The organism is Ruegeria sp. CDSC081 (assembly GCF_059610485.1).
Window position 1 is genome coordinate 142,404 of record NZ_JBXWNS010000006.1, and the last position, 25,146, is coordinate 167,549.

Below are 25,146 nucleotides of genomic sequence, written 5' to 3' on the forward strand. Positions count from 1 at the left end.
CAATCAGGCGACTTCGGGGATTTCGTCCCAGACCAGACCCTGCCCGGGCAGACGCGCGGCCTGTTCGGGGGTACACAGGATCGGACGCACAGCACCGGGCGTTTCAAACAGCTTGCGCAGCAGCGTGTTTGTCATCGCATGACCAGACTTGTCGCCGGTGAAATGACCCAGAATCGGTCCACCCGCCAAATACAAGTCACCCAGAGCATCTAGCATCTTGTGACGCACTGCCTCGTCTGCGTGGCGAAGGCCACCCGGGGTCAGAACTTCGTCGCCCTGAACGACCACAGCATTTTCAAGCGTGCCGCCAAGAGCCAAGCCGTTCTCGCGCATCGCTTCGACGTCGGTACGACGGCAGAATGTCCGGCAATCACTAAGCTCGCGTGCAAAAGAGCCATTGCACATATCCAGCCTCTTAGTCTGACGACCAATGGCGCTGTCTTCAAAATCGATATGAAAATCGATAATCAAACCGTCCGCAGGCGCAATCGAAGCACTGGCACCCTCACGGGTTGCGGTCACAGGTTTAAGAACCTCATAGGCCAGGACCGGGCTTGCCTGTCGACGCACGCCTTTCAACATGATGCCACGAACGAATTCAATCGAAGACCCGTCCATGATCGGCACCTCGGGGCCATCAATCTCGATCAGCGCATTGTGGACACCGCATCCAGCCAAAGCTGCCATGATATGCTCGACGGTGGAAACCGTAACGCCCGCTTCATTGACCAGTCGGGTACAAAGCGGGGTACGATCGACCACATCGTAGATTGCAGGGATCAACGCATTGCCCAGCTCGATATCCGTCCGTTTGAACCAGATGCCGTGGCCAGCAGCAGCCGGCTTCAGGATCATCGTCGCAGGCTTACCGCTGTGCAGCCCGAGGCCTGTAAACGTGATCGGAGATTTGAGCGTATGTTGCAAGTGTGACCTCAGTGAGTGGCGTCCGACCTGTGATGGCCGTGTTGGCATTCAACTAAGGAAGCAGGTCAAAAGGCTCAACTCACTCTTTGCAACCGAATGAAACATGAATGTGACAGGTCGGCAAAACCCTGCTCACATAGGGATAATGCACTGTTTTAAAATAAGAAAGGGCCGCCAAATGGCAGCCCCTCTTTAGTATATTGTTACCGCGATCAGTTGGCTTGACGGCGAAGGAAGGCCGGTATTTCGATCCGATCCTGCTCCGGGTCGTCCTCGACATGTGCAGGTGCCGTAGCGTCAGATTGGCGCAATACCGGCTGCTGGCGGGCCGGTTGCTGCGCCGGAGTATCGGCTGCGTGGCCGGTCATGCGATCAATCAGGCGGTTAAAACCAAACCGCGGGCGGTCGGCATCTCCATGACTATCGGAGACCTCCTGTGGCCGAGGCGCAGGATGACCTCTTTCAGCCGGAGGTACATTCTGGACGGCTGCCTGCAAGCGCCTCAGCGCTTCAGGTGACGGCGATCCTGCGGGTGCTTGCGGCTGAGGTGCGACAAAGCTTTCTGGGGCGTATTCGACCGGCTCGGGAGTCGGCTCGAATTCGGCCACGCGCGGTTGATAAGCCGGGGGTGGCAGGCCGTCATCATCCTGTTCTGCGCGCGGTTGGAACTGCGGTTCCATCGGCTCTTCAGTTGCCTCAAACAGCGAAGGTTCACGCGTTGGTTCGGGCTGAGGTTCAGGTTCGGCGCTTGCCGCCACTGACATTTCTTCCAGGGCCGCTTCCTCTGCAGAAACCGAACGGGTCAGCGGTGCCGACATCGAACGACGCGCGACAGGCACATCATCCTGCTTTTCGCTGGCGTCGATACCTGTTGCCACAACCGAAACGCGCATGCCGCCTTCCATTGCGGTATCCAGCGTGGAGCCGACGATGATATTCGCCTCAGGATCCACTTCCTCACGGATACGGTTTGCGGCTTCGTCCAGTTCGAACAGGGTCAGGTCGTGGCTGCCGGTGATGTTGATCAGAACGCCCTTGGCGCCCTTGAGGCTGATTTCATCCAACAGCGGGTTCGCGATGGCCTTCTCGGCGGCCTGTACGGCGCGATCTTCGCCGGTGGCTTCGCCCGTGCCCATCATCGCCTTGCCCATCTCGTCCATAACGGCGCGAACATCCGCGAAGTCGAGGTTGATCAGGCCCGGACGCACCATCAGGTCGGTCACGCCTTTGACACCCTGATACAGAACGTCATCCGCCATCGAAAACGCCTCGGTAAACGTGGTCTTTTCGTTGGCCAGACGGAACAGGTTCTGGTTTGGAATGATGATCAGCGTGTCGACAACGCGCTGCAAGGCTTCAACACCGTCTTCGGCCTGACGCATCCGCTTGGCGCCTTCGAACTGGAAAGGCTTGGTCACAACACCGACGGTCAAAACACCCAATTCACGCGCTGCCTGCGCGATGATCGGTGCGGCACCCGTGCCGGTGCCACCGCCCATACCGGCCGTGATGAAGCACATATGCGCGCCTGCCAGATGGTCTACAATCTGCTCGATGCTTTCTTCGGCTGCTGCCGCACCCACTGTCGGACGCGCGCCCGCACCCAGACCTTCGGTGACTTTCACGCCTAGTTGAACTCGTGACGAAGACTGGCTTTGCTGCAGCGCCTGGGCATCGGTGTTGGCAACGACAAAATCGACACCGTCCAACTGTTTTTCAATCATGTTGTTGACGGCGTTACCGCCCGCTCCGCCAACGCCAAAAACTGTAATCCGAGGCTTCAGCTCGTCGTGCCCGGGCATCGAAAGATTCAATGTCATGCTTCTGTCCGCCTGTTTATATAACCCGCCAACGCGGTGTTTTTCTTACCTATCCACTAACAATCCTACCGATCCAAACGGCAAACGTCACGCCAAAAATCGCGAAAATCCACAAAATATGGAGGAAATAAGGCACCTGGAAACAGTATTTGGCAGAGATTGCCAGATGTTGCGGAATTATCTCAAAGCACCACAAAACATGCGACGCTCGCGCCACTATTGACGGGCGCGTCACTTGCAATTCATTCACATTCTGTCTGCGGAAAACTGCTCAAGCCCTCTCGCAAGGCCTCTGACGGGCCCTGTGGATATCTTGCGGGATTTTGACAGCCCCTGCAAGATATTTCTTTAGCTAATTGGGGCACTTGGGCAGTTAAGACCATTCTCAGAAATGTCCCTGACCTCTTGAATTTCTGTCCTGGAGAAACCGACCATTCGCACCATCAACTGGTCTTCATACAAAAACGGCCACCAGCAAACTGGCAGACCATCCTCGTCATCGTCGTACAGAAAGCAAATCTGCCCATTAGGAGTTGTAATTTTCCCGTACACACAACCCTTGCCCTCCATACGCCAGACCGAGAGAGTCGGGCTCAGGAACTCTTCGGTGCCGACCAGCATACCGCTGTCATAGACGTGAAACTTTACGGTCTTTCCTTGAACGGCCCCCAGGAAGGCTTCGGGTGTGATACGGGTCTGAGCCTCTATCGCTGACGGCACAGCCATGACCAGCGCCGCGATCGCGGCTTTACCAGTTGTCACGGAACCACCGCACAGCGCGCTTGAACGGGCGTGCGGAATAGGTGTCTACGGGGATTTCAAAATCCCACCATTCATCCTGTGGGTTGGCTGCAAACAGGCTTAGCCCCACAACCGAAGAGAACCCCGGCCCTGTGGCCGATTGCGGCAACCCATGGACCCGCAGCGGGCGACCAAGGCGAACACGCTGCCCCAGAATACGAGAGGCCAACCCGTCCAGCCCCATGATTTGGCTGCCGCCTCCGGTCAGGACGATCTGCTGGCTGGGCATGTGCTCAAAGCCAGCCGCATCCAGCCGTACACGCACTTCCTCCAGGATTTCTTCGACACGTGGACGCATGATACCTATCAACTCTGCCCGGCTGACGGTACGGCGGTCATGTTCCCAATCGCCGGTATCACCGCCAATGTCGATCAGGTCGCGGTCATCCGCGCCGGTCGCGTGAACGCCGCCATTGAATGTCTTGATCCGTTCGGCAACAGACGCCGGAACGCCCAGCCCCATCGAGATGTCACTGGTCACATGATCCCCACCCATGCGCACGCAATCGGCATAGATCATGTGTTTCTTCATAAATATTGACACGCTCGTGGTGCCACCGCCCATGTCGATACAGGCGGCACCCAGTTCCTGTTCATCCTCAACCAGCGCCGAGATGCCCGAGACATAGGCCGAATTCGCGATACCGGCCAATTCGAGATCGCAACGCTTGATACAGCGCACGATATTCTGGATTGCAACCGCGTCCACGGTCAGCATGTGCATATCGACGGCCAGCGATTGCCCCATCTGACCCCTTGGGTCGATCAAGCCCGATCGGTTATCCAGCGCAAAATTCACCGGCTGAGCATGTAGGACTTCGCGGCCCGCACCATAGTCGGGCACGTCACAGGCATTGAGAACCCGGCCGACTTCGGCCTCGGTTACCAGCTGACCTTCCAGATCCACCTGGGCATCCAAACCATAGGACCGCGGGTTTGCCCCCGAGAAACAGGCGATCACATGGTCGACACGGATATCCGCCATTTTCTGCGCGGCCTGAAGCGCGGTTCGAATGGCGCGCTCGGTCTCCTGCATCGCAGTGACTTCGCCAAATTGCACACCACGGGAACGCGTGGTCGCGGCACCGATCACCCGAAACCCGGATTGTCCGGCCAGAGACCCGATGCCGCTGTCCTCGTGCAGGCGTCCGGCACCGTCGAACCGCAACACAAGGCAGGAGATCTTCGAACTCCCGACATCCAGAATGGCGACGACGCCGCGTTGCATTGCCTGCCTGCGCATCTGCCGCATCGCCCGTTGGGACTGATAAAGATCGGTCATCATTGTCGTTACTGCCCGCTACTCACATCTACTTTTGTATTCCACCAGTCTTCGCTGGCGGCTTTGGTCATTCGGATTGTCGGTCGCTGACCCAGGCGCATATCCACCGCGGCCACATCGCGTTCCAGAAGATCCTGAACCTCGTTCACAGCCAACACGCGTTCCAATGCGCGCACTGGCCGTTCTGTCGGCAACATGATGCGCTGACCGCGATCCAGAACCAGATCCCAGCGACGTTCCCCAATTCGCACCAGACCGCGCACCCGATTGCCAAGACTGCTGGCTGTGGCCGTCAGTTGCAGCGCTTCGGGTACATAGGAATCCGCGCCCTCACCCGCGATCAGTGGCAGATTGGAGTGATCCTGCCGCGATGCGATGATTTCAACATGCGCGCCGGTTTCATCCAGCAATTCGACCCCTCGGCGGGTACGCCAGACAATGGCGGGCTGCCGTTCGACAACATCCACCTGCAGGATACCTCCGGGACGGATGCGCACAGAGGCGGATTTAACCGGATCCAGCCCTGTGATCGTTTCGCGCATCTGTTCGACATCCAGGTCCCAAGAACTGATTGGGAAGTCCAGCGGCACCACTTCACGAATGTCTTCCGAAAGGTTGGTTCCCGCCCCATCAATCGCCATCAGGTTGACCATGAATTCTGGTCGCTGCTGGATCGAGATTTTCACATCATGGACATGAGCCACAATCGCTTCGCGCCGGTCCTGAGAGCTGAAATACCCGCCAAGCGCAGCACACACAGCGAAGACCGGCAGCCCGTATTTCAGGCCACGGCGAACACCAGGCGTCAACATCCAGCGCTGCAACCGATAGCTTAGGCGGGACGGCGCCGGATCAAACGCCGATGACTTACGCCCCCAAAGTCGCCGCAGGCGGAACTTGGGTTCTACATTGTTGCGGTCCCCCGAAGCGAAATCGGCATCCGGACCGGCAAGTGGCTTTGACCGATGGATAACCGGCGCACGGGTGGCTGTCAGCGGTCGCATGATGCGTCCTCCACCATCCATGCGCAAAACTGGCCGAAGGTTATCCCGCAATGCGCGCCCTGTTCCGGAGCCAGTGACGTCGGCGTCATTCCTGGCTGGGTGTTGGTTTCCAGCAGGAACAAGCCCTCTGCGCCCTTGCTGTCATCCCACCGAAAATCTGTGCGGCTGACGCCTTTGCAACCCAACAGATCATGCGCCTGTTTGGCAAAGCCCATACACAGGTCAAAAATGTCCTGCGGGATTTCAGCAGGCAGCACATGCCACGACCCGCCCGGCTTGTACTTGGCATCGTAATCGTACCAGCCATCCGTCATGATTTCTGTCACGGTCAAAGCGCGGTCGCCCATGACTGTGACGGTCAACTCGCGGCCAGCCACATATTGTTCGACCATTACCAGTTCGGGCATGTCGTCTGCCAGTTTCGGTGGAGTGTTGGCGCCCTCATGCACCAGATAAATGCCGACGCTGGAACCCTCGTTGTTGGGCTTGACCACATAGGGCGGTTCCATCGTGTGACGCGCGGCAACTTCGGATTTGGCCTCGATCACACTGTCGGCAATTGGCAGGCCCGCAATACCAAACGCCGCTTTGCTGCGCTGCTTGTCCATGGCCAACGCCGAAGCCAGCACACCCGAATGGGTATAGGGAATACGCAACCACTCCAGCAGACCCTGCACGCAGCCATCCTCGCCCCAGCGACCATGCAGAGCGTTGAAGACCACATCCGGCTTGATATCCAAAAGGCGCGCATAGAGGTCCGGACCCGCGTCCAGTTCGACCACTTCAAAGCCTTCTCCCCTTAGGGCGGCTGCGCATTCGCGCCCAGAGCTGAGAGACACCTCACGTTCCGCCGAGGGTCCACCCATCAATACCGCCACTTTGGGGTTTGTCCTGCTCGAACTACCCACGTCGTGCGCCTCAAATCCTGCGGACCTTATGTGGTGGTCCGTCCTGCTTTATGCCTTTGATCCGTCGCCCTATTTTGCCTGTTTTGGGTCTGACGGTCGGAGCTTTAATTTGTCAGCGGATCACCGACCCGCATGATTTCCCACTCTAGCGTGATGCCGCTTGTTTCGTAAACCTTTTTTCGCACCTCTTCGCCCAACCCTTCGAGGTCGGCGGCGGTTGCGGTGCCGGTGTTGATCAGGAAATTCGAATGCTTGGGGCTCATCTGCGCTCCGCCCTGCATGGCACCCCGCATTCCCGCGTCGTCGATCACCTTCCAGGCCTTGAGGTCATGCACATCATCTGCGCGGCCCGTTGAGGAAAACCCCGCCGGATTGCGAAAGGTCGAGCCCGCGCTGCGATCTTTGGTCGGCTGGGTCTCATCCCGCTTTTTCAACTGCGTGTCCATGCGGGCATGCAGTTCATCAGGATCACCTAGGAGGCCTTCGAACGTGGCCGAGATCAGCACCGCACCCTCAGGCAGATCCGACTGACGATAGCGAAAATTCAGTTCTTCGGGCGTCAGATCGACGACCTGCCCTTGCCGCGTGATGATCGTCGCCCTGCACAGAACATCCGCCGTATAGCTGCCATAACATCCCGCATTCATCCGCACAGCGCCGCCAATCGACCCCGGAATGGTTCGCAAAAACGTCAGGTCCACGCCCGCATCAGCTGCCTTGCGCGCCACATGCCCATCCAGCGCCGCCGCGCCTGCGGTGACAATGTTGCCCTCAATCGAGATGCCATTAAATCCCCGGCCCAACCGGATCACTACGGCGCGCAGCCCTCCGTCCCGAACGATCAGGTTCGAGCCGACGCCCATCGGGAAAACCGTGATATCGTCAGGCAAGTCGCGCAGAAACTGCTGCAGGTCTTCCTGGTCGGCGGGTTGAAAAAGGTAATCCGCCGGTCCTCCGACCTGCAACCAGGTCAGATCATTCAGCGGGCGGTTCTGGGTGAGCTTGCCGCGTGGCGAGGGAACAGAAGTCATGGCCGATAATTCGCGGATTTGAACCGCCAAAGCAAGCTGTATCCGCTATTGCGCGGCACCCAGGATCCGCCGCAACCACCGGCCCAGATAAATCACGGGCCAACGCAGTACCGAGATCCCAGCAACCAGAACAATCAACCCGATCCATGGGCCGTTCTGCAGCGTGACATAGCCAACGATAGGAATACCCGCAGCAATCAAGAAATAGGCGCGGGTCCAGTGATTATCCTTGCTGGGGATCATCGCCAGGACATTCGCAACAACTCCCCACAGGGCGGCAAGGGCAATGGACCAATTCATTCGTCGTCCCCTCGGCCTGTCCAACGTTGCCAATAGTGGCGAATTGGGTTGCGGAACATGGATGCAAAAGCCGCAAAGCCCAGGACCGAAAAGAACCAGCCGAAATCGTAACCCAGCCAGACAATCAGCGCCGGCGCAACGATAACCAACACAATCCCCGGTGGAAATTGCAGGCGCATCGGTAGCATGGCCACGATAGTCGACGCTATGACCCACAACCCTGCAAATAATACCGAGTACGCCAAATCTTGCCTCCGAGACCGCTTTTTCTGCGGTTGCACGATCACTCTTTAGGGTTGCACCACAAAAGAGTCCATTACGTCACATCGCCTGTTATTTCTGCAAGCGCGAAGGCAGGCCATTGGCCCAGGCGCTGATCGTACCGGCTCCAAGGCAGACAACCATGTCTCCGGGGCGGGCCTGTTCACGAACCAGACGTTCAAGATCGGATTCGTCCATCAAAGCGCGGGCATGTCGATGCCCATGCCGGATGAGCCCCTGAACCAGGTCATCGCGGGACGCCCCTTCGATCGGGTCCTCTCCGGCAGCGAAAATATCGGCGATGGCAACAACGTCGGCGTCATTGAAACAGGTACAGAAATCATCGAACAGATGAGACAAACGCGAATACCTGTGGGGTTGATGGACCGCGATCACACGGCCTTCGGTGGCCTGGCGTGCGGCTTTCAGAACCGCTGCGATTTCAACCGGGTGGTGACCGTAATCGTCGATGATCGTGACACCATCGACCTCACCCACTTTGGTAAAGCGACGATTGACGCCACCGAAATTAGCCAACGCTTCGCGGATTTCGGCGGCTTTCATGCCCAGATGGCGGGCAACAGCAACCGCAGACAACGCGTTCGAGACGTTGTGGTCGCCTGGCATCGGCAGGGTGCAGCCCTCGATCCTCTTGTCTTCGTATTGCAGGTGAATGTCGAAATGTGCGACGCCGCCCTTATAGGTCAGGTTCTCGGCCCGCACATCCGCCTGCGCGTTGAAACCATAAGTCCGCACGCGCCGGTCTGTGATGCGACCCACCAGTGTTTGCACTTCGGCGTGGTCGGTGCAGCAGACGGCAAGCCCGTAAAACGGCAGGTTCGAGACAAATTCGTAGAACCCGTCGCGCAGCTGGTCGAAATCGCCCCAATGCTCCATATGCTCGGGGTCGATATTGGTGACAATGGCAATGGTCGCAGGCAGACGGTTGAACGAGCCGTCGGATTCGTCCGCCTCGACCACCATCCATTCGCCCTGCCCCATTCGCGCATTCGAGCCATAAGCGTGAATGATACCGCCATTGATCACGGTCGGGTCAAATTCCCCTGCCACCATCAGTTCAGCCATCATCGTGGTGGTGGTGGTCTTGCCGTGGGTTCCGGCAATGGCAATGTTGGATTTCAAGCGCATCAACTCGGCCAGCATATCGGCCCGACGCACCACTGGCAGGCCCCGCGCACGGGCACCGTCCAGCTCCGGGTTGCCCGGTTTGATCGCGGTCGACACCACAACCACGGCGGCGTTCTCAAGGTTTTCAGCGCTTTGACCGACAAAGATCTCGGCGCCCAGACCAGCAAGGCGGTCGGTGATTTTCGACGCTTTCAGGTCCGAGCCCTGCACCCGGTAGCCCAGATTCAAAAGCACCTCGGCAATGCCCGACATCCCGATCCCGCCGATACCCACGAAATGGATCGGCCCGACATCCTGCGGCAGTTTGGTTGCTGGGGTCATGCGGTCTCCTTCTGGGCCAACTGTTCGACCTGGGCGACCAAACGCTCGGTCGCGTCCGGTGCGCCGGTCGATAAGGCGGCATGGGCCATCTTTTGTGCGGCTTCAGGGTTTGTCAGAACTGCGGTGATTTGCTGCGTCAGCGAAGGAACGTCAAGCAGGTTCTCGGGGATCATGATTGCCCCTCCGGCCTGAACCAGCCCGCGTGCATTGGCGGTCTGATGATCGCCCGCGGCGGCGGCATACGGGATCAGGATCGAGGGCCGCCCGATGACGGATATATCCGCCACACTTGACGCACCTGAGCGTGATATCACCAGCTGCGCATCGGACATACGACGGGGCACATCCTGAAAGAACGGTTTCACTTCGGCACGGATACCGTGGTCGTCATAAAACGCGGAAACACGGGCACCGTCTTCGTCGCGGGCCTGATGCGCGACACGAATATGGCGGCGCATCTCATCAGGCAGCGCGGCAATCGCTTCGGGCACAATCTTGCTAAGGATGCGCGCGCCTTGCGAGCCACCCATCACCAGGATCGACATCGGGTAATCACCTGGTGGGATATAGCCCGCCGCAGCCCGGTCCAGCACAGCGGCCCGAACCGGGTTGCCGGTATGTATGCCCTTTGCACCGTCCGGCAGATCAGTCGGCCAGACACCACAAGCCACCTGCGCCACGCGAGTCGCAAACAGCTGATTCACACGGCCCAAAACGCCATTCTGTTCATGGATCATGCGCGGGATCTTCGACATCGTCGCAGCGCCCAGCGCCGGGATTGAGGGATAGCCGCCAAAGCCGACCACGACGTCCGGTCGGTCGCGCAACATCTGAAACGCCATACCGGCGACACCACCTGCGATCTTGGGACCGACCATCAGTTTGGCGGGCAGTCCGCCACGGGCGAATGTGGCCGAGGACGCCTCGACAATTTCAGTCGAATGCGGAAAGCCACCCGTATATCGTGCGCCGCGCGTATCGGTGGACAAGCGCACACGCCAGCCCCTGTGCAGCATCGCCTCGGCCAGCGCCTGAGCCGGGAACATGTGGCCCCCGGTCCCGCCAGCCGCAATCAGAAGGTAGGGTTTGCCCATCAGCCTCGTCCGCGTAGAATATCACCAAGTTCGCCCTGAGGGCGGGTGCGGGTAAACGCCAGAAGCATGCCGATTGCAATACCACCTGCAATCAGCGAGGACCCACCATAGCTGACGAACGGCAAAGTCATGCCTTTGGCAGGCAAAAGGCGCACGGCGACGCCCATATTGATCATCGCCTGAACCCCGAACATGCAGGCCAGACCGGTACCCGCCAGACGGATGAACATGTCGCGCTCGCGCATCAGCCGCAGCAATGACCGCACGACGATCAGCGAATACAGTGCAATGATGATCAACACCAGGATCAGGCCATATTCTTCGGCCGCGACAGCGATGATGAAATCCGTATGCGCATCGGGCAGCGACCATTTCACCTGCCCTTCACCCACACCGACACCGAAAAGCCCGCCCTCGCGGATCGCATTGGTGGCATAGCCCAGCTGAGTGGTCGGATCGACCTCTTGGTTCAGGAACCCGTCAATGCGTCGGGCGAAATGTTCCGAGTTGGAATAGGCGAACATACCGCCAAGCACGACAAACCCCGCCATACCAACCAGCAACAACATCGGCGCACCGGCAACGAAATACATCACGCCCCAGCCAAACAGGATCAGGCAGGCCTGACCAAAATCGGGCTGCATAACCAACATGGCGACAATCGCCATGCACAGCGCAAAAGACCATAGCCGACCGGGCGGGCCGTTGATCTGTTGTGACGCGGCCAGCAACCAGGCCGCCACAACGATAAACCCGGGTTTCAGAAATTCAGACGGCTGCAGCGAGGCAAAGCCAAGCGAATACCAACGCACCGCACCTTTGCCAAAATCTGTGCCAAAGACGGGAAGGAAGACCAGCGCGACAAAAGCAGCAAGAAACCCCAACACCGCCAGACGCCGCACAAGCGTGGGTGACATCATCGAAGTCAGCAGCATCGCAACAAGCGCCATTCCGCCGAACAACGCCTGGCGTTCGACGTAATGGAACGGGTCGAACCCGTTACGACCGGCCAGCGGCGGCGATGAGGCCAGCCCCAGCAACAGCCCGATGACAAACAGGATCAGAACGCAGGACATCGTCCAACGATCAATCGTCCGCCACCACTTTGGTAGAATCGGTTCTCCGCGCTGGTCCTGGACCGCGCCATACACCATCTCAGTCATGAGATACCGCCACTATCTGCCTCGTTAACGTCCCGTTTTCGGGATCTGATTGAGAGTTTACCGGTATTTTTGCGTTTGGGCCAGTGGAATGACAGCGGTTTGGGAAATTCGCCAAGACGTGATCATTACGGGCTTTGGGTGGCTTGACGGTCAGGATAACAGCGGTTTGCCGTTTTTCTTGTGCCGTTCGACCATCGTGCGGACCTGTTTCCCTTTCGCCGGGGTCAGCCGGGCCAGCTGAGGAGCGTATTGGTCCGCGCTTATCTCGGGGAAGAGAGCCTGAATTTCAGCCACGGCTGCTTGTCCGATGCCCCTGAGCGCTTCGGGGCCGGTGAACAGGCTTTCCGAGGGGGCGCCTTCGGCAAAAATGACCTCGTGCCGGTCGAACAGCATGTGGAAATAGGTGACGTTCTGCGCGTCTTCTTCGACCGTAACGCCCTGCATTCCAACCAGCTTATGGGCGGCGATCAGCACCTCTTGCTTGGCGAACATTCTGGCAGCGATGACGGAGCGGACGAGCATGCGATGCTGAGGCGACACCAACAGATCACGTTCGGGAAGACCTTGCCCCAGAGAACCTTGTGCAAAACGGATCGGGCGCAGTTTGGGTTTGAGTGTCAGGTCAATACCGTCCAGCGACCGCGATCCGATCCAACGGATCACCTGTGGGCCATTATCCAGGGTATCAACCACATCCCCTGCCTTGAGCGTTTCGATCCGCCGCACCCCCTTGGGCGTCCGGATACCGGTGCCGGAAACGAAACAGGGAACAACGGTATCGATATCGATGTTGGGCCCGTTATCGACAATCGCCACGATCTCAAGCGGCGTATCCAACGGGGGTATGGTGCCATCGATAAACGCCATGAAATACCCGTCTTCGGCATCAACGCCGATCGAATCCCCATCACTGTTGAGATCATAGTCGAACAGGCCGATCAGGTAGGTATTGGTGCCATCCGTCACCTCGACTGTGAAGTCCCAGAATATGATGTCACCGTTCAGTGTCTGGGTCGGATCATTCGCGGTTTCATTGGAAATATTGTCACCGTCAAAAACTGTCCCGTCAGCGCCTTCCTCAATGGTGATCTGGCTGTATTCCGAGATCTCGAAGATCGACCCCACAACTGCAGACGAGGCCCCGGCATCCGTCAGGGTTGAATCGCTGCGCAATGCGCCAAAGATTGTTGTCGGCATCGGGGTGATACTCCACCAAACTCTGTAACGGGCCCTTAACCAGGGTCACGGTTGAGAATTGATAGAGAGCCTTACCAGAACCGGTCAAGCACCGCAGATATGTGCAGGCATAACTGTGTCCATGATACATCAAAATGCCCTCGGCCCGCGTGGCCTGTTCCGGGATCTGACGGCAGGTTTTGGGGGCTTGCAGGCACTGATCATGCAGACCAGGCGGATAAAACACCCCTGCCGGGACCGACTTCGGCTTGCCATCGCGGGCAATCCGGGCCAAGGGCTGCGCATGACCTATGACACGATCATCCTTGGCGCCGGTGCTGCTGGCATGATGTGCGCGACCCATTGCGGCGGGCGCGTTCTGGTGATCGACCACGCCAAGGCGCCGGGCGAGAAAATCCGCATCTCGGGCGGCGGGCGGTGTAATTTCACCAATATGTACGCGGGGCCGGGCAACTTCCTGTCTCAGAACCCGCATTTCTGTAAGTCCGCATTGGCGCGCTACACGCAGTGGGATTTCATTGAAATGGTCGGGCGTCATGACATCGCGTGGCACGAGAAAACACTGGGACAGCTGTTCTGCGACGGTTCCTCGAAACAGATCATCCAAATGTTGCTGGATGAAATAGAGCGCGCCGGGGCCGAGCTGTGGGTAAGGACCGAGATGAAGGACCTGTGCAAAACCGACACTGGTTTCGCGCTGACGGTTGAGCGCGAGGGGCAGCGTCATGCCCTGACCTGCACCAATCTGGTACTGGCCACAGGCGGCAAGTCGATCCCTAAAATGGGGGCGACAGGTCTGGCTTATGACATCGCGCACCAGTTTGGATTGCGGATGACCGAGACACGCGCGGCTCTGGTGCCGTTCACCTTTTCCGATGGCAGGTTCAAGGACCTGTCCGGTGTCTCGCTGCCGACGCGGCTGTCGAACGACCGGACCAGCTTTGACGAGGCTTTGCTTTTCACCCATCGCGGCCTCAGCGGACCAGCTGCGCTGCAACTATCCTCATACTGGCGCGAGGGTGAGGCGATCCGGGTCAACCTGATCCAGGATATGCCACTGTTCGACCTGCTGCGAGATCAGCGCCAAAACAGCGGACGCAAAGCCCTGACTACTGAACTTTCCCGGCAGTTACCCGCGCGATTGGTCGATTTCCTGAGCCAACACATTCCCATGCAAGGCAATTTGGCCGACCAATCGGACACCGCCCTTTCGGACCTGGTCGAGGCCCTGTCGAACTGGCATCTGACCCCGTCCGGGACCGAAGGCTATCGCACCGCCGAGGTCACGCTGGGCGGCATCGACACCGATGATCTGTCGTCAAAAACGATGGAGGCCAGGGATGTCCCCGGCCTCTATGCGATAGGTGAAGCGGTGGATGTCACCGGTTGGCTGGGCGGGTACAATTTCCAATGGGCATGGTCCTCAGGCCATGCCGCTGGAACTGCAATCGCCAGCCGTGGTTAGCCGACACGGTATTTGCGCGGCACTAGCCGACGACGTTGTACCCACGGCCACGCATGCAGTTACGCACCAACACTTCTTTGTTCTGGTTCTTGTTGATCACGTCCGCACCGGCGCCAACCAACGCACCTGCAACTGCAGCACGGCCCAGATTATCGCTGCTGTCCTGTACGATCCCGGTCACTGCGGCTGCGCCAACGGCGCCGATGGCTGCATTCCCGGCCGTGGTGCCATCAACAGATGCCTGCGATGCCGCAAGCTGTTGGCACTGCTGCAGATCAACGTTGTAATTAGGGCCAACCGGACCATCAATGATCGGCTGGTAGTTTGCGCCAGTGTTGGTGCAGGCACCCGCAATCAGAATGGCAGGCAGGATCAGGGAAAACTTACGATATGGCATAGTCATAACCTCGTGTTGAATTTGACGGGTAGCAAAACCAAAAAATATGGCGCGTCAAGCTGATAGCTTCTCAGCTTGGCCCAACCGGCGATCTATTGCAAATGGCGTGTCCTAAAGCCGTTTGCGAACCTGTTCGGCAAAATCCTCACCGCGTTGTTCGAAATTGTCATATTGATCAAAACTGGCTGCGGCAGGGGCTAGCAAAATCGTCTCGCCCGACTGCGCGTCGTTCATTGCCTGTTCAACGGCTTCTGCCATTGTGGTGCAAACCAGGGTATCTGCCTGTAACTGCATTGCAAATCCGGCAGCTTCGCGCCCGATCACATAAGCCTTGAGCACATGTTCACTGGCTGAGTTGAGTGCAGACAACCCGCCCTCTTTCTCAAGCCCGCCACAGATCCAGCGGACCTTCTTGAACGCGTTCAACGCCTTTACTGCGCTGTCGACATTGGTCGCCTTTGAATCGTTCACATAGGTGACCCCATCCGCTTCGGCGATGATCTGACTGCGATGCGGCAAGCCCGGATAGCTGTGCAAAGCATCCTGAATGATCCGAGGGGCCAACCCCAACGCGCGGCACGTGGCGTAGGCGGCACAGGCATTCTGGTGATTATGTGCACCGGGCAGACCTTTGATCTCGCGCAGGTCAATCGACCCCGCCTGTCGCCCCTTGCGATACTCCGACAGGAACCCTTTGCGCGCAAATACCTGCCATCCGGGTCCGGTCAACTTGCGGGCAACTGATATACGGATCACCCGGTCATCCGTTGGCGCTTCGGCCAGCTGACCGGCCAGAAAGGCGCCTTCGTCCTCATCCACTCCGATCACGGCACGGTCAGGGCCACCTTCGGCAAACAGACGGCGCTTGGCGGCGAAATAGCCACCCAAGCCACCGTGACGATCCAGATGATCCGGTGACAGATTGGTGAAAACGGCCACATCAGGTGTCAGCGACCGCGCAAGCTCTGTCTGATAGCTCGACAACTCCAACACCACGACCGAGCCATTGCCCCCTGGATCAATGTCCAATACGCCTCGGCCGATATTCCCCGCCAGCTGTGCCTCACGGCCAGCTTCGGTCAGGATATGATGGATAAGGGCGGCGGTGGTTGATTTGCCGTTCGACCCGGTCACCGCGACCACGCGGGGCGGAGTATCCAGATTGTCCCATTCCGGCCCGGCAAAAGAGCGGAAAAACAAACCGATATCGTTATCCACCGGCACCCCGGCCTCAAGCGCCGCCGCCACCACAGGGTTCGGCGATGGGTAGAGATGCGGTATCCCGGGCGAGACAATCAGACAGGCAACCTCATCGAACGCCCCGTGACGCCCAAGATCCTGACACGTAAACCCTTCGGCTTCGGCCCCCGCACGAGCCGCCGGGTTGTCATCCCAGCAAACGGGTTCAGCCTTACCGGCCCGCAAGGCGCGCGCCGTGGTCAGGCCAGACCGACCCAGCCCCAGAACCGCAACTTTCTGTCCTGAAAACCCTTTGACCGGGATCATATTTCCCACCTTCTTTCGACTTCAAATGCGCCGACACACTGCACAGATGAACCTGCCATTGGCAAGATCGACAGCAGGTTCGTGCGCAGCGCGAGCCCGGCCCAACAGGAGGCGGCGGGCCGGCTGTCCTCCGAACCTGGCGGGAGCCTACCGGACCTTCAGCGTCGCAAGCCCAATCATCGCCAAGATCAGAGAGATGATCCAGAACCGGATCACGATGGTGGGTTCTGCCCACCCCTTTTTCTCATAGTGATGATGGATCGGGGCCATCAGGAACACGCGACGACCAGTGCGCTTGAAATACAGCACTTGGATGATCACGCTCAGCGCTTCGACCACGAACAGACCTCCGACGACAGCCAACACCAATTCGTGTTTGGTGGCCACCGCAATCGCTCCCAAAGCGCCGCCCAAGGCAAGCGATCCAGTATCGCCCATGAACACGGCAGCAGGCGGCGCGTTGTACCATAGAAACCCAAGGCCAGCACCGAACAGGGCCGAAGTGAAAATGAAGATTTCGCCGGTTCCGGGCACATAATGCACATCCAGATACTCGGTAAAGTCGACCCGGCCCACCGCATAGGCGATAATCCCCAGGGTCGATGCGGCGATCATTGCGGGCATGATCGCCAGCCCGTCCAGCCCGTCGGTCAGGTTCACCGCATTTGCTGACCCAACGATCACGACAATCGCGAAGGGAATGTAGAATATCCCCAGATTGAGCAGCGTGTCTTTGAATACCGGCACCGCAAGCTGATTCTGCAGCGACTCAGGGTGGTGCATCGTGGCCCAAATAGACGCCAGAACCGCGATAATCACACCAAGTCCTAACCGCATTTTTCCAGAAACACCTTTGGTGTTTTGCTTGGAGACCTTGGCATAGTCATCTGCAAACCCAATGGCGGCATAGGCCAACGTTACGAATAAGACCATCCAGACATAGGGGTTGTCCCACCGTGCCCAAACCAGTGTCGATGTGACAAGCGCGCCCACGATCAGCAAGCCGCCCATGGTCGGCGTACCCGCCTTGGAAAAGTGCCCCTCGGGGCCATCATCCCGGATCGGTTGCCCTTTGCCCTGCTTGCGACGCAGAACATTGATCAGCGGTTTGCCAAAAATAAACCCGAAAATCAGCGCTGTCATAAAGGCACCGCCTGCCCGGAACGTGATGTACCTGAAGAGGTTGAAAAAATCCCCTCCGTCCGACAGGCCGGTCAACCAATAGAGCATATCAATACCTTTCCCGTGCGGCGATCATGGCTCAAGCGCGTCCCCTTGCCCCATTTCCCGCAAACCGTCAACAATTCGCGCCAGCGCCATGCTGAGTGATCCTTTGGCCAGAACAGTGTCGCCTGCGCAGATCAGCTCTGGCAGCCGTTCAGCCATCTCAACGCTGGTCTCAAACCAAAGTCCGCGCTTTTCCGCTGGCAACGCATCGTAAAGCGCTTTCATAAGCGGGCCAATGCAGTGAACCTGATCCATCTGCGTCATAGCCGCGACATTCGCCATCGCTGCATGCATGGGGATCTCTTGCGCGCCCAGCTCTTTCATATCACCCAGAAACGCGATCCGGCGCCTGCCCTGTGAGGCGGCCAAAACTTCCAAGGCAGCCTCCATCGAAGTTGGATTGGCGTTATAGCTGTCGTCCAGCAATTCGACCTGACCACCATCCGCCAGTGAAATCTGCTCGCGAACGCCGCGACCTTTTACCGGCAACCAGTTGCCCAAGCCTGCGATGGCTTCGTTCAGGTCGACACCAAGTTCAACGCAGGCCGCCAATGCCCCAAGTGCATTCATGACAAAATGAGTGCCTGCTGATTGCACATCAAAGGAGATGGCTTTTCCGTCGACCCTGGCCGTTGCATGGACCGAGTCCGGTTTCTGCGCAACATCGGTCAGCACGTAATCTGACGCAGCGCGCCCAAAATCGACGATCACTGCTCCGGCCTCATCTGCGTATTGGCGCAGGATGTCGGCGTGTTCGATATCCGCATTCACGATGGCCGCACCGCCCGGGACCAACCCTTCGAATATCGCGGCTTTCTCTTTCGCTATACCTGCGACGGACTCGAAGGCTTCCAGATGGACTGCCGCGACGGTGGTAACCAAGGCCACATGCGGGCGGGCCTGACGCGCCAGCGGAGCAATCTCTCCGGGGTGGTTCATCCCGATTTCTATCACGGCAAATTCAGTGTCGCGCGGCATCCGGGCAAGCGTCAGCGGCACACCCCAATGGTTGTTGTAACTGGCAACGCTGGCATGGGTTTTCCCCTGCGTTTCCAGAATATTGGCCAGCATTTCCTTGGTCGATGTCTTGCCGACACTCCCGGTCACGCCAATCACGCGCGCCTCTGTCCGCGCGCGGGCCGCCTGCCCCAGCGCCTCAAGCCCGGTCTGCACGTCCTCGACGATCAGTAACGGCGCGTCCGGGGAAACGCCTTCGGGTATCTGCGAGACCAGCGCTGCGCCTGCGCCCTTCTCAAGCGCTTGCGTCACAAAGTCGTGACCATCGCGCGCCGCCTTCAGCGCAACAAACAGATCTCCGGGCTGCAATGTGCGGGTGTCGATGGATACGCCATTGACCTGCCAATCGGCGGTGGCACGCCCGCCAGTGGCCGCAACAGCCTCAGCCGCAGTCCAGAGCGTCATGCCACCCTCCCATCGAGGGCGACCACGCTGATGCTGGCCTGTTCTACGTCGTCGAACGGCAAAACCTGATCGCCCACGATTTGGCCCGTCTCGTGCCCTTTTCCGGCGATCAGCAGCGCATCACCCGGTTGCAGGGCATCTATGCCGCGCAGGATGGCTTCGGCACGATCACCCACCTCGGTCGCCTCGGGCGCGCCCAGCATCACCGCAGTACGAATGGTAGCTGGGTCTTCTGTGCGGGGATTGTCGTCGGTGACAAATACCACATCAGCGTTATTGGCCGCAGCCTTGCCCATCAGCGGGCGCTTGGTCGCATCACGATCTCCGCCGGCACCGATGACGGCAATCAGCCGGCCCATAACATGAGGGCGCAAAGCCTTGAGTGCCGTGGCCAAAGCATCTGGCGTATGGGCGTAATCGACAAACACAGCAGCCCCGTTTTCACGCGTCGCAGCCAGTTGCATCCGTCCCCGGACCGTCGTCAGATGCGGCAGGGTCTCGAAAACACGCGTGGGATCTTCGCCACCAGCGATCACCAGCCCACATGCCAGCAGGATGTTTTCAGCCTGGAACCCACCGATCAGGTTCAATCGGGTCTGATACACCTTACCCTGCCACGAAAACCGCAGATCCTGCCCGGTTGCATCAAAGCGCTGATTGAGCAGACACAGATCTGCATCACCCAATCCAACGGTCAGCACATTTTGTCCACGGGTTTCAGCGATACGACGAACCTGCCCACCCTTTGGATCGCTCATGTTGACCACAACCGTGCCGTCCTGAGGCAACACGCGGTCGAAAAGTCCTGCTTTGGCGGCAAAATACGCCTCGAAGGTTTCGTGATAATCCAGATGATCCTGGGTGAAATTCGAGAAACCCGCTGCCGCCAACTGTACCCCGTCGAGGCGGCGCTGCTCGAGACCATGCGAGGATGCCTCCATCGCGGCATGTGTCACACCGTTCTCAGCCGCCTCGGCCAAACACCGATGCAGGGTGATCGGTTCGGGCGTTGTATGCGCCAGAGGGGCAGTCCATGCGCCCTCGACCCCGGTTGTGCCCAGGTTGACGGCCGCATGACCCAGTTCCATCCAGATTTGGCGGACAAAGGTCGCGACAGAGGTTTTACCATTGGTCCCCGTCACAGCCACGATGGTCTGAGGCTGCTTTCCGAACCACAGTGCTGCGCATCCTGCCAGCGCCTGCCTTGGGTCTTCAACCACCACCAGCGCGGCATCCGTCCCCGCAAGCACGCCCGCTGCGACCTCGGCCCCTTCGGCATCGGTGAGGATTGCGGCGGCCCCCATGCGCAGAGCATATTGAATGAACTCTGCGCCATGGACCCGCGTTCCCGGAAGTGCCGCAAACAGATAACCGTCTTTGACCTCGCGGCTATCAACGGCCAACCCGGTAATCTCAGGGTTTGCACCCGCACGTGCGGTCAGGGCCAGTTGGCTGAGTTTCTTAGTCCTAGTGCCCATGACCCACCTTTCGCCGGACGCCTAATTCGAGGTCAGCGTTATAGCAGCGCGCGCCTCAGGCTCAAGCCGGGGGCGCAATCCCAACAAAGGCGCGATACGCCCGATCAGCTCCGCAGCCACAGGTACGGCTGTCCACCCTGCTGTACGGCGTTTTTCGCCATAGGCCACGATGGAAGGTTCATCCAGAGTGACGATAAGTACGTACTTCGGATCATAGGCCGGGAAGATCGTCGCAAAAGTGGCGATGACTTTGTCATCATAGTACCCACCGCGCGGCTTCGGTTTGTCTGCCGTACCGGTTTTACCTGCCACGTCATAGCCGGCGACATCGCCAAAGCTCGCTGTGCCGTCGGTGACAACCTTGCGCAGCATCTTCTGCGCCTGAGTGGCCGCCCCCAACGACATCACGCGCGGGCCATATTGTGACCCGCTCCTGCGCAGAATCGTTGGGCTGACATAGTATCCGCCATTGGCAATCGCCGCATACCCCGCAGCCAGATGCATCGGGCTGGTCGACAAGCCATGGCCATAAGAAATGGTCACTGTGCTCAGCTCACCCCATTTCTTGGGCTTGAGCGGCTCCCCACCTTTTGCTTCGACAATCTCGAACGGGGTCGGTTCGAACATGCCCAGCGAACGCAGGAATTCCTGTTGCCGCTGCGCGCCAATTTGCAGCGCCAGACGCCCAGTACCCCGGTTCGAGCTGTGGACGATCACATCCGCCACGCTGATCTTGCCGTAATTCTTGCCGTTGAACTCACCAATCGGAAAACGACCGATTTTCATCGGACCCGAGGTGTCGATGATCGTTTCAGAATTCACCAGACCAAGCTGAATTGCCTGCGCGGCGGTGAATATCTTGAACACCGATCCCAACTCGTACACGCCCTGCACATAGCGGTTGAACAAGGGGCTGTCCGATGGATCGAACCCCGAGGTCGGGGGGCGCGGGCGATCATTGGGATCAAAGGATGGCAGCGACGCCGCCGAGATGACCTCGCCCGTATGCGCATCCATCAAAACGGCTGAGGCGCCTTTGGCGTTCATGATCTTCATGCCACCAAAAAGCACCTGTTCGACAGCGGCCTGTACAGTCAGATCCAGCGAGAGTTGCAGCGGCTTGTTTCCGTTGGCAGGGTCCCGCAGATAATCGTCGAACTGCTTTTCAATCCCGGCCACGCCTATCACCTCGGCAGCGCTCACGCCTTCACGCCCAAAACCTGACCCGCCAAGGATATGTGCTGCCAGCTTGCCATTCGGGTAAAGGCGCATTTCGCGGGGGCCAAACAGAATACCTGGATCACCGATGTCATGCACGGCTTGCTTCTGCTCGGGCGAGATACGCTTTTTGATCCACAGGAACTTGCGGTTGCCGGTGAAATCCTTGATCAGACGCTCTTTTTCCAAATCCGGGAAGATTGCCACCAGTTGATCCGCGGCGGCAATCGGGTCGATCATCAACGGCGGCTGGGCATAGACGGAATAGGTGTCTAGGTTGGTCGCCAGAATGCGCCCTTCACGGTCAACAATATTGGCGCGCTGCATCGCGATTGTGGCACCGGGGGCGTTGGCCAAGGGTTCTTGCGCCTCGGATGTCGCAAGCATCCCCATCCGAACGCCAACCACCGAGAAGGCGCAAAAGAAGAAAAGACCCAGCACCAGCAAACGGCCCTCGGCCCGAGCGCGGGCTCTGTCCTTCATATCTTCGTGGCGTTTCTGGATGTTTTCGCGCTCGATCACCTTGGGGTTTTCACCGCGTGCGCGCGCATCCAGGACACGGGCCAGAGGGCGGAGGGGCGTGCGCGTCATGGGAACTGCACCTCTCCCAACGCCTTAATGTTGGTTATCGCCTGCAATTCGATGGGATCGACAATCGGAAGATCAGGATCCTCGGCATAGGCAACCTGATCCGCGCGTCCGAACTGCTCTGCTCGCAAGGGCAGCAGGCCGAGACGTTCAAAATTCAGATCCGCCAGCTCTCGAAGACGATCAGGACGGTTCAAATAAGCCCATTCCGCATTCAGAACGGCCAGTCGGACCTGTGCCACGCCGATCTCTCGTTGCAGTGTTTGCGTTTCTTTCACAACTTGCTGGGTGCGGTAGTTCTCTTGATACGCCCAAAGGGCCACCCCGAACACGGCCAAGGCAGTCAACACATACAATACACTCTTCATTTTGCCCTTCCCCCTAGTTGCGGCATCCCAATGGCGCGAGCTTCAATTTCCCCCGCCGGAGCCTCGGTGCGCACAGCGACACGCAGCTTGGCTGAGCGCGAACGCGGATTTTCTTGTAATTCCTGCTCGTCCGGCCCCACTGCCTTACGGGTTTTGAGCGTAAATTGCGGCTGGTCCTGCGCAATTTCGGGCGCATAGCGATTTGCCCGACCTGTTTTGCCAGCCCGCGACTGAAAGAACCGCTTGACCATGCGGTCTTCGATCGAATGAAACGTCACAACAGCCAGCTGCCCGCCAGGTTTCAGCGCACGCTCAGCGGCCATCAGGCCCTGGAACAATTCTTCATATTCTGCATTCACCGCGATGCGCAGCCCCTGAAAGCTGCGTGTCGCGGGATGCGATTGACCGGGTTTGGGCCTAGGCAGACAGGATTCGATAAGCCCCACCAACCGCAAAGTGGTTGTGATCGGCTCTTCCGCCCGCGCCTTTACGATAGCCCTGGCAATTCGCCTGCTGGCGCGTTCTTCACCATAGTGAAACAGGATGTCGGCGAGCTGCGCTTCGCTTGCAGTGTTGACCAGATCAGCCGCGCTTTCGCCGTCCTGGCTCATGCGCATGTCCAGCGGGCCGTCCTTCATAAAGGAAAAGCCACGCTCGGCCAAATCCAGCTGCATGGAGGAAACCCCAAGGTCAAGCACCACCCCGTCCAAGTCCTGCGCGTATTCGTCCAGACGCGAAAAGACGCCGGGCTGCATCACCAGCCGATCGCCATAGCCCTTGGCCCAGTCCGCGGCCATTTCAAAGGCCAGCGGATCACGATCAACGCCGACGACCTTGTCCGCGCCTGCCTCGAGCAGGCCACGGGTATATCCCCCGGCACCAAAGGTTCCGTCCAACCAAACACCCGAAACCGGAGAGACCGCAGCCAGCAAGGGGCGCAATAATACCGGAATATGTGGTTTGTCAGAAGAGGGTTGCGCACCGGCCATGCCGTCACGCGTCCCCGACGCCATCTAGGAACACCAGAGGGTCAAAATCTTCGGGCTGATCATCCAGCCATTCTTCGGCCGCCGCCAATTCATCAGACTCGTAGGTTTCAGGCTTCCAGATCTGGAACGTGTCGCCAGCGGCAATAAAGAAGGCTTCACCCTCTAGGTCAATCTTGCTGCGCAGCTTGGCGGGTAGAACCAGACGCCCGGTCTCATCCACGTTTGTCGGAAAGGATTGTCCGTGGAACATGCGCTGCAATGTCTTCCGCTGCATTGAGCCCCGTGGAAGCGCATCAATCTTGGCGTCAACTTCGTCAATCGCCTGCATAGTATAGCATTCAAGGAATTTGCGCCGGTGGTCGCCATAAACAATTACAAGTTCGGGATTGTCACCGGGCTGCCAGTTGGGATCAGAAGCTTCAAGCACACGGCGAAACGAGGCCGGGATCGAGACCCTGCCCTTCGTGTCCACCTTATGGCGGCTTTCACCTCTAAACCTGCGCGCCAAGACGACTGTCCCTTTCGCTTGCGCCCCACTTGAAATTCTCACTCCCCCCAGAATTAAAACGGCGGGTTGATCTGCTGCCACTGATCAACCCGCCGCATTGACCCGCTTTGCGGGATGTCCAGCTGCGCGCGCCACCTGGGGGGATGTCTGCTCGCCCGCGCGCCGGATCTCTTGATTGATGAAAGCGAGATGCCTGTATGAAACCTGATTTTATTGGTTCGGGGTCGTTTAGCGCCCCATGTGCCTCGTCCTCATCGGATAACCAAGGGATGGCATGGGAATTCATGGAAATCAATAGAAAATTTCTCACACTCACGTCCCAACTCACAATGCAATCGATAAGAAAATGAATGGAAGCTCTATTTATACACCAGAATTAGAACACAACTACCTCAAAGCAACCATATATAGACAAATCAGAGAAATTATGAGCATCCCATGAATTCCCAACATTTTTTCACTTTCATCGATTCCCCGTAGATAGAGCCAGCAAATCCTCCATTCCAAACTACGAATCAACAAAGGTGGCTCGGTTCCCACGCACTCCCAAGTTACTAAAAACCACCTGAACCCACGATTTCCCATAAACGCACGACCACAGCCATTCGGCTTCTTCGATAACCGTACCGAAGCAATCGGACCTTACGTCACGATCCTATGGTTTTCAGTGGAACCGCATTAGAAGCGACACCCTTGGCGCAACTCAAACCCATATTTTTAAGGCA

Annotated in this window: 23 protein-coding genes; 1 reads left to right on the plus strand and 22 read right to left on the minus strand. The window is 58.4% G+C overall.

Going from position 1 to position 25,146, the window contains the following annotated elements:
- Nucleotides 1-3: 3 nt before the first annotated feature.
- The 13 genes from lpxC to AC2FH9_RS12720 form a co-directional block, all read right to left on the minus strand.
- Complete coding sequence (gene lpxC / locus AC2FH9_RS12660) at nt 4-924, minus strand: UDP-3-O-acyl-N-acetylglucosamine deacetylase (protein ID WP_496871773.1); 921 nt, start codon at nt 922-924, stop codon at nt 4-6.
- A gap of 212 nt (nt 925-1,136) precedes the next feature.
- Nucleotides 1,137-2,744 carry a cell division protein FtsZ gene (ftsZ, locus tag AC2FH9_RS12665; protein WP_142635025.1) on the minus strand — a complete coding sequence of 536 codons (1,608 nt, stop codon included), beginning with the start codon at nt 2,742-2,744 and terminating at the stop codon, nt 1,137-1,139.
- Between the two features lie 348 nt (nt 2,745-3,092).
- A complete protein-coding gene (locus AC2FH9_RS12670) occupies nt 3,093-3,506 on the minus strand; it encodes a hypothetical protein (RefSeq protein ID WP_496750203.1) in 414 nt (137 codons plus the stop codon).
- On the minus strand, nt 3,493-4,827 hold the full coding sequence (gene ftsA / locus AC2FH9_RS12675; protein ID WP_281972769.1) for a cell division protein FtsA: 1,335 nt from the start codon (nt 4,825-4,827) through the stop codon (nt 3,493-3,495). The genes AC2FH9_RS12670 and ftsA overlap by 14 nt, the downstream gene beginning before the upstream one ends.
- An 8-nt stretch (nt 4,828-4,835) precedes the next feature.
- Complete coding sequence (locus tag AC2FH9_RS12680) at nt 4,836-5,831, minus strand: cell division protein FtsQ/DivIB (RefSeq protein ID WP_496871775.1); 996 nt, start codon at nt 5,829-5,831, stop codon at nt 4,836-4,838.
- Nucleotides 5,819-6,739 carry a D-alanine--D-alanine ligase gene (locus tag AC2FH9_RS12685; protein WP_496694820.1) on the minus strand — a complete coding sequence of 307 codons (921 nt, stop codon included), beginning with the start codon at nt 6,737-6,739 and terminating at the stop codon, nt 5,819-5,821. Before AC2FH9_RS12685 ends, AC2FH9_RS12680 begins: the two co-directional genes overlap by 13 nt.
- A 104-nt stretch (nt 6,740-6,843) precedes the next feature.
- A complete protein-coding gene (gene murB, locus AC2FH9_RS12690) occupies nt 6,844-7,770 on the minus strand; it encodes a UDP-N-acetylmuramate dehydrogenase (protein WP_496871777.1) in 927 nt (308 codons plus the stop codon).
- A gap of 45 nt (nt 7,771-7,815) precedes the next feature.
- Entirely contained in the window at nt 7,816-8,070 is a 255-nt protein-coding gene (locus AC2FH9_RS12695) for a DUF2484 family protein (protein WP_142635031.1), read from the minus strand.
- The gene (locus AC2FH9_RS12700; protein WP_142635033.1) at nt 8,067-8,315 is read right to left on the minus strand and encodes a DUF2484 family protein; all 249 of its coding nucleotides are present in this window, start codon (nt 8,313-8,315) and stop codon (nt 8,067-8,069) included. Before AC2FH9_RS12700 ends, AC2FH9_RS12695 begins: the two co-directional genes overlap by 4 nt.
- A gap of 88 nt (nt 8,316-8,403) precedes the next feature.
- Nucleotides 8,404-9,801: a UDP-N-acetylmuramate--L-alanine ligase gene (gene murC / locus AC2FH9_RS12705; RefSeq protein WP_496871778.1), complete on the minus strand. Its 1,398-nt coding sequence runs from the start codon at nt 9,799-9,801 to the stop codon at nt 8,404-8,406.
- Nucleotides 9,798-10,895 carry a UDP-N-acetylglucosamine--N-acetylmuramyl-(pentapeptide) pyrophosphoryl-undecaprenol N-acetylglucosamine transferase gene (locus tag AC2FH9_RS12710; RefSeq protein ID WP_496750207.1) on the minus strand — a complete coding sequence of 366 codons (1,098 nt, stop codon included), beginning with the start codon at nt 10,893-10,895 and terminating at the stop codon, nt 9,798-9,800. The genes murC and AC2FH9_RS12710 overlap by 4 nt, the downstream gene beginning before the upstream one ends.
- Entirely contained in the window at nt 10,895-12,058 is a 1,164-nt protein-coding gene (gene ftsW / locus AC2FH9_RS12715; RefSeq protein ID WP_496689711.1) for a putative lipid II flippase FtsW, read from the minus strand. The genes AC2FH9_RS12710 and ftsW overlap by 1 nt, the downstream gene beginning before the upstream one ends.
- A 150-nt stretch (nt 12,059-12,208) precedes the next feature.
- Nucleotides 12,209-13,255 carry a Hint domain-containing protein gene (locus tag AC2FH9_RS12720; protein ID WP_496750208.1) on the minus strand — a complete coding sequence of 349 codons (1,047 nt, stop codon included), beginning with the start codon at nt 13,253-13,255 and terminating at the stop codon, nt 12,209-12,211.
- Between the two features lie 283 nt (nt 13,256-13,538).
- On the opposite strand from AC2FH9_RS12720, the gene AC2FH9_RS12725 reads away from it, so the two are divergent.
- Nucleotides 13,539-14,720: a BaiN/RdsA family NAD(P)/FAD-dependent oxidoreductase gene (locus AC2FH9_RS12725; protein ID WP_496871920.1), complete on the plus strand. Its 1,182-nt coding sequence runs from the start codon at nt 13,539-13,541 to the stop codon at nt 14,718-14,720.
- Nucleotides 14,721-14,742: 22 nt separating this feature from the next.
- On the opposite strand, the gene AC2FH9_RS12730 is transcribed toward AC2FH9_RS12725, so the two are convergent.
- The 9 genes from AC2FH9_RS12730 to mraZ form a co-directional block, all read right to left on the minus strand.
- On the minus strand, nt 14,743-15,117 hold the full coding sequence (locus AC2FH9_RS12730) for a glycine zipper family protein (protein WP_246097157.1): 375 nt from the start codon (nt 15,115-15,117) through the stop codon (nt 14,743-14,745).
- 111 nt (nt 15,118-15,228) lie between these two features.
- The gene (murD, locus tag AC2FH9_RS12735; RefSeq protein ID WP_496750209.1) at nt 15,229-16,623 is read right to left on the minus strand and encodes a UDP-N-acetylmuramoyl-L-alanine--D-glutamate ligase; all 1,395 of its coding nucleotides are present in this window, start codon (nt 16,621-16,623) and stop codon (nt 15,229-15,231) included.
- A gap of 147 nt (nt 16,624-16,770) precedes the next feature.
- Nucleotides 16,771-17,853 carry a phospho-N-acetylmuramoyl-pentapeptide-transferase gene (gene mraY, locus AC2FH9_RS12740; protein ID WP_496708774.1) on the minus strand — a complete coding sequence of 361 codons (1,083 nt, stop codon included), beginning with the start codon at nt 17,851-17,853 and terminating at the stop codon, nt 16,771-16,773.
- Nucleotides 17,854-17,877: 24 nt separating this feature from the next.
- Nucleotides 17,878-19,272, minus strand: a complete 1,395-nt coding sequence (locus AC2FH9_RS12745) for a UDP-N-acetylmuramoyl-tripeptide--D-alanyl-D-alanine ligase (RefSeq protein ID WP_496871780.1) — start codon at nt 19,270-19,272, stop codon at nt 17,878-17,880.
- Nucleotides 19,269-20,750, minus strand: coding sequence for a UDP-N-acetylmuramoyl-L-alanyl-D-glutamate--2,6-diaminopimelate ligase (locus AC2FH9_RS12750; protein ID WP_496871782.1), 1,482 nt, complete (start codon nt 20,748-20,750; stop codon nt 19,269-19,271). The genes AC2FH9_RS12745 and AC2FH9_RS12750 overlap by 4 nt, the downstream gene beginning before the upstream one ends.
- A 21-nt stretch (nt 20,751-20,771) precedes the next feature.
- On the minus strand, nt 20,772-22,559 hold the full coding sequence (locus AC2FH9_RS12755; RefSeq protein ID WP_496690904.1) for a peptidoglycan D,D-transpeptidase FtsI family protein: 1,788 nt from the start codon (nt 22,557-22,559) through the stop codon (nt 20,772-20,774).
- Nucleotides 22,556-22,924, minus strand: coding sequence for a cell division protein FtsL (gene ftsL / locus AC2FH9_RS12760; protein WP_142635053.1), 369 nt, complete (start codon nt 22,922-22,924; stop codon nt 22,556-22,558). The genes AC2FH9_RS12755 and ftsL overlap by 4 nt, the downstream gene beginning before the upstream one ends.
- Nucleotides 22,921-23,913 carry a 16S rRNA (cytosine(1402)-N(4))-methyltransferase RsmH gene (rsmH, locus tag AC2FH9_RS12765; RefSeq protein ID WP_496677605.1) on the minus strand — a complete coding sequence of 331 codons (993 nt, stop codon included), beginning with the start codon at nt 23,911-23,913 and terminating at the stop codon, nt 22,921-22,923. Before rsmH ends, ftsL begins: the two co-directional genes overlap by 4 nt.
- 4 nt (nt 23,914-23,917) lie before the next feature.
- Entirely contained in the window at nt 23,918-24,385 is a 468-nt protein-coding gene (mraZ, locus tag AC2FH9_RS12770; RefSeq protein WP_246097158.1) for a division/cell wall cluster transcriptional repressor MraZ, read from the minus strand.
- Nucleotides 24,386-25,146: the final 761 nt, after the last annotated feature.

Coding starts and splice junctions, on each gene's coding strand:
- ftsZ (WP_142635025.1), bottom strand. CDS start 2,744: ATGACATTGAATCTTTCGATGCCCGGGCACGACGAGCTGAAGCCTCGG.
- ftsA (WP_281972769.1), bottom strand. CDS start 4,827: ATGACCGATCTTTATCAGTCCCAACGGGCGATGCGGCAGATGCGCAGG.
- AC2FH9_RS12680 (WP_496871775.1), bottom strand. CDS start 5,831: ATGCGACCGCTGACAGCCACCCGTGCGCCGGTTATCCATCGGTCAAAG.
- murB (WP_496871777.1), bottom strand. CDS start 7,770: ATGACTTCTGTTCCCTCGCCACGCGGCAAGCTCACCCAGAACCGCCCG.
- AC2FH9_RS12695 (WP_142635031.1), bottom strand. CDS start 8,070: ATGAATTGGTCCATTGCCCTTGCCGCCCTGTGGGGAGTTGTTGCGAAT.
- murC (WP_496871778.1), bottom strand. CDS start 9,801: ATGACCCCAGCAACCAAACTGCCGCAGGATGTCGGGCCGATCCATTTC.
- AC2FH9_RS12710 (WP_496750207.1), bottom strand. CDS start 10,895: ATGGGCAAACCCTACCTTCTGATTGCGGCTGGCGGGACCGGGGGCCAC.
- ftsW (WP_496689711.1), bottom strand. CDS start 12,058: ATGACTGAGATGGTGTATGGCGCGGTCCAGGACCAGCGCGGAGAACCG.
- AC2FH9_RS12720 (WP_496750208.1), bottom strand. CDS start 13,255: ATGCCGACAACAATCTTTGGCGCATTGCGCAGCGATTCAACCCTGACG.
- AC2FH9_RS12725 (WP_496871920.1), top strand. CDS start 13,539: ATGACCTATGACACGATCATCCTTGGCGCCGGTGCTGCTGGCATGATG.
- AC2FH9_RS12730 (WP_246097157.1), bottom strand. CDS start 15,117: ATGCCATATCGTAAGTTTTCCCTGATCCTGCCTGCCATTCTGATTGCG.
- murD (WP_496750209.1), bottom strand. CDS start 16,623: ATGATCCCGGTCAAAGGGTTTTCAGGACAGAAAGTTGCGGTTCTGGGG.
- mraY (WP_496708774.1), bottom strand. CDS start 17,853: ATGCTCTATTGGTTGACCGGCCTGTCGGACGGAGGGGATTTTTTCAAC.
- AC2FH9_RS12745 (WP_496871780.1), bottom strand. CDS start 19,272: ATGACGCTCTGGACTGCGGCTGAGGCTGTTGCGGCCACTGGCGGGCGT.
- AC2FH9_RS12750 (WP_496871782.1), bottom strand. CDS start 20,750: ATGGGCACTAGGACTAAGAAACTCAGCCAACTGGCCCTGACCGCACGT.
- AC2FH9_RS12755 (WP_496690904.1), bottom strand. CDS start 22,559: ATGACGCGCACGCCCCTCCGCCCTCTGGCCCGTGTCCTGGATGCGCGC.
- ftsL (WP_142635053.1), bottom strand. CDS start 22,924: ATGAAGAGTGTATTGTATGTGTTGACTGCCTTGGCCGTGTTCGGGGTG.
- rsmH (WP_496677605.1), bottom strand. CDS start 23,913: ATGGCCGGTGCGCAACCCTCTTCTGACAAACCACATATTCCGGTATTA.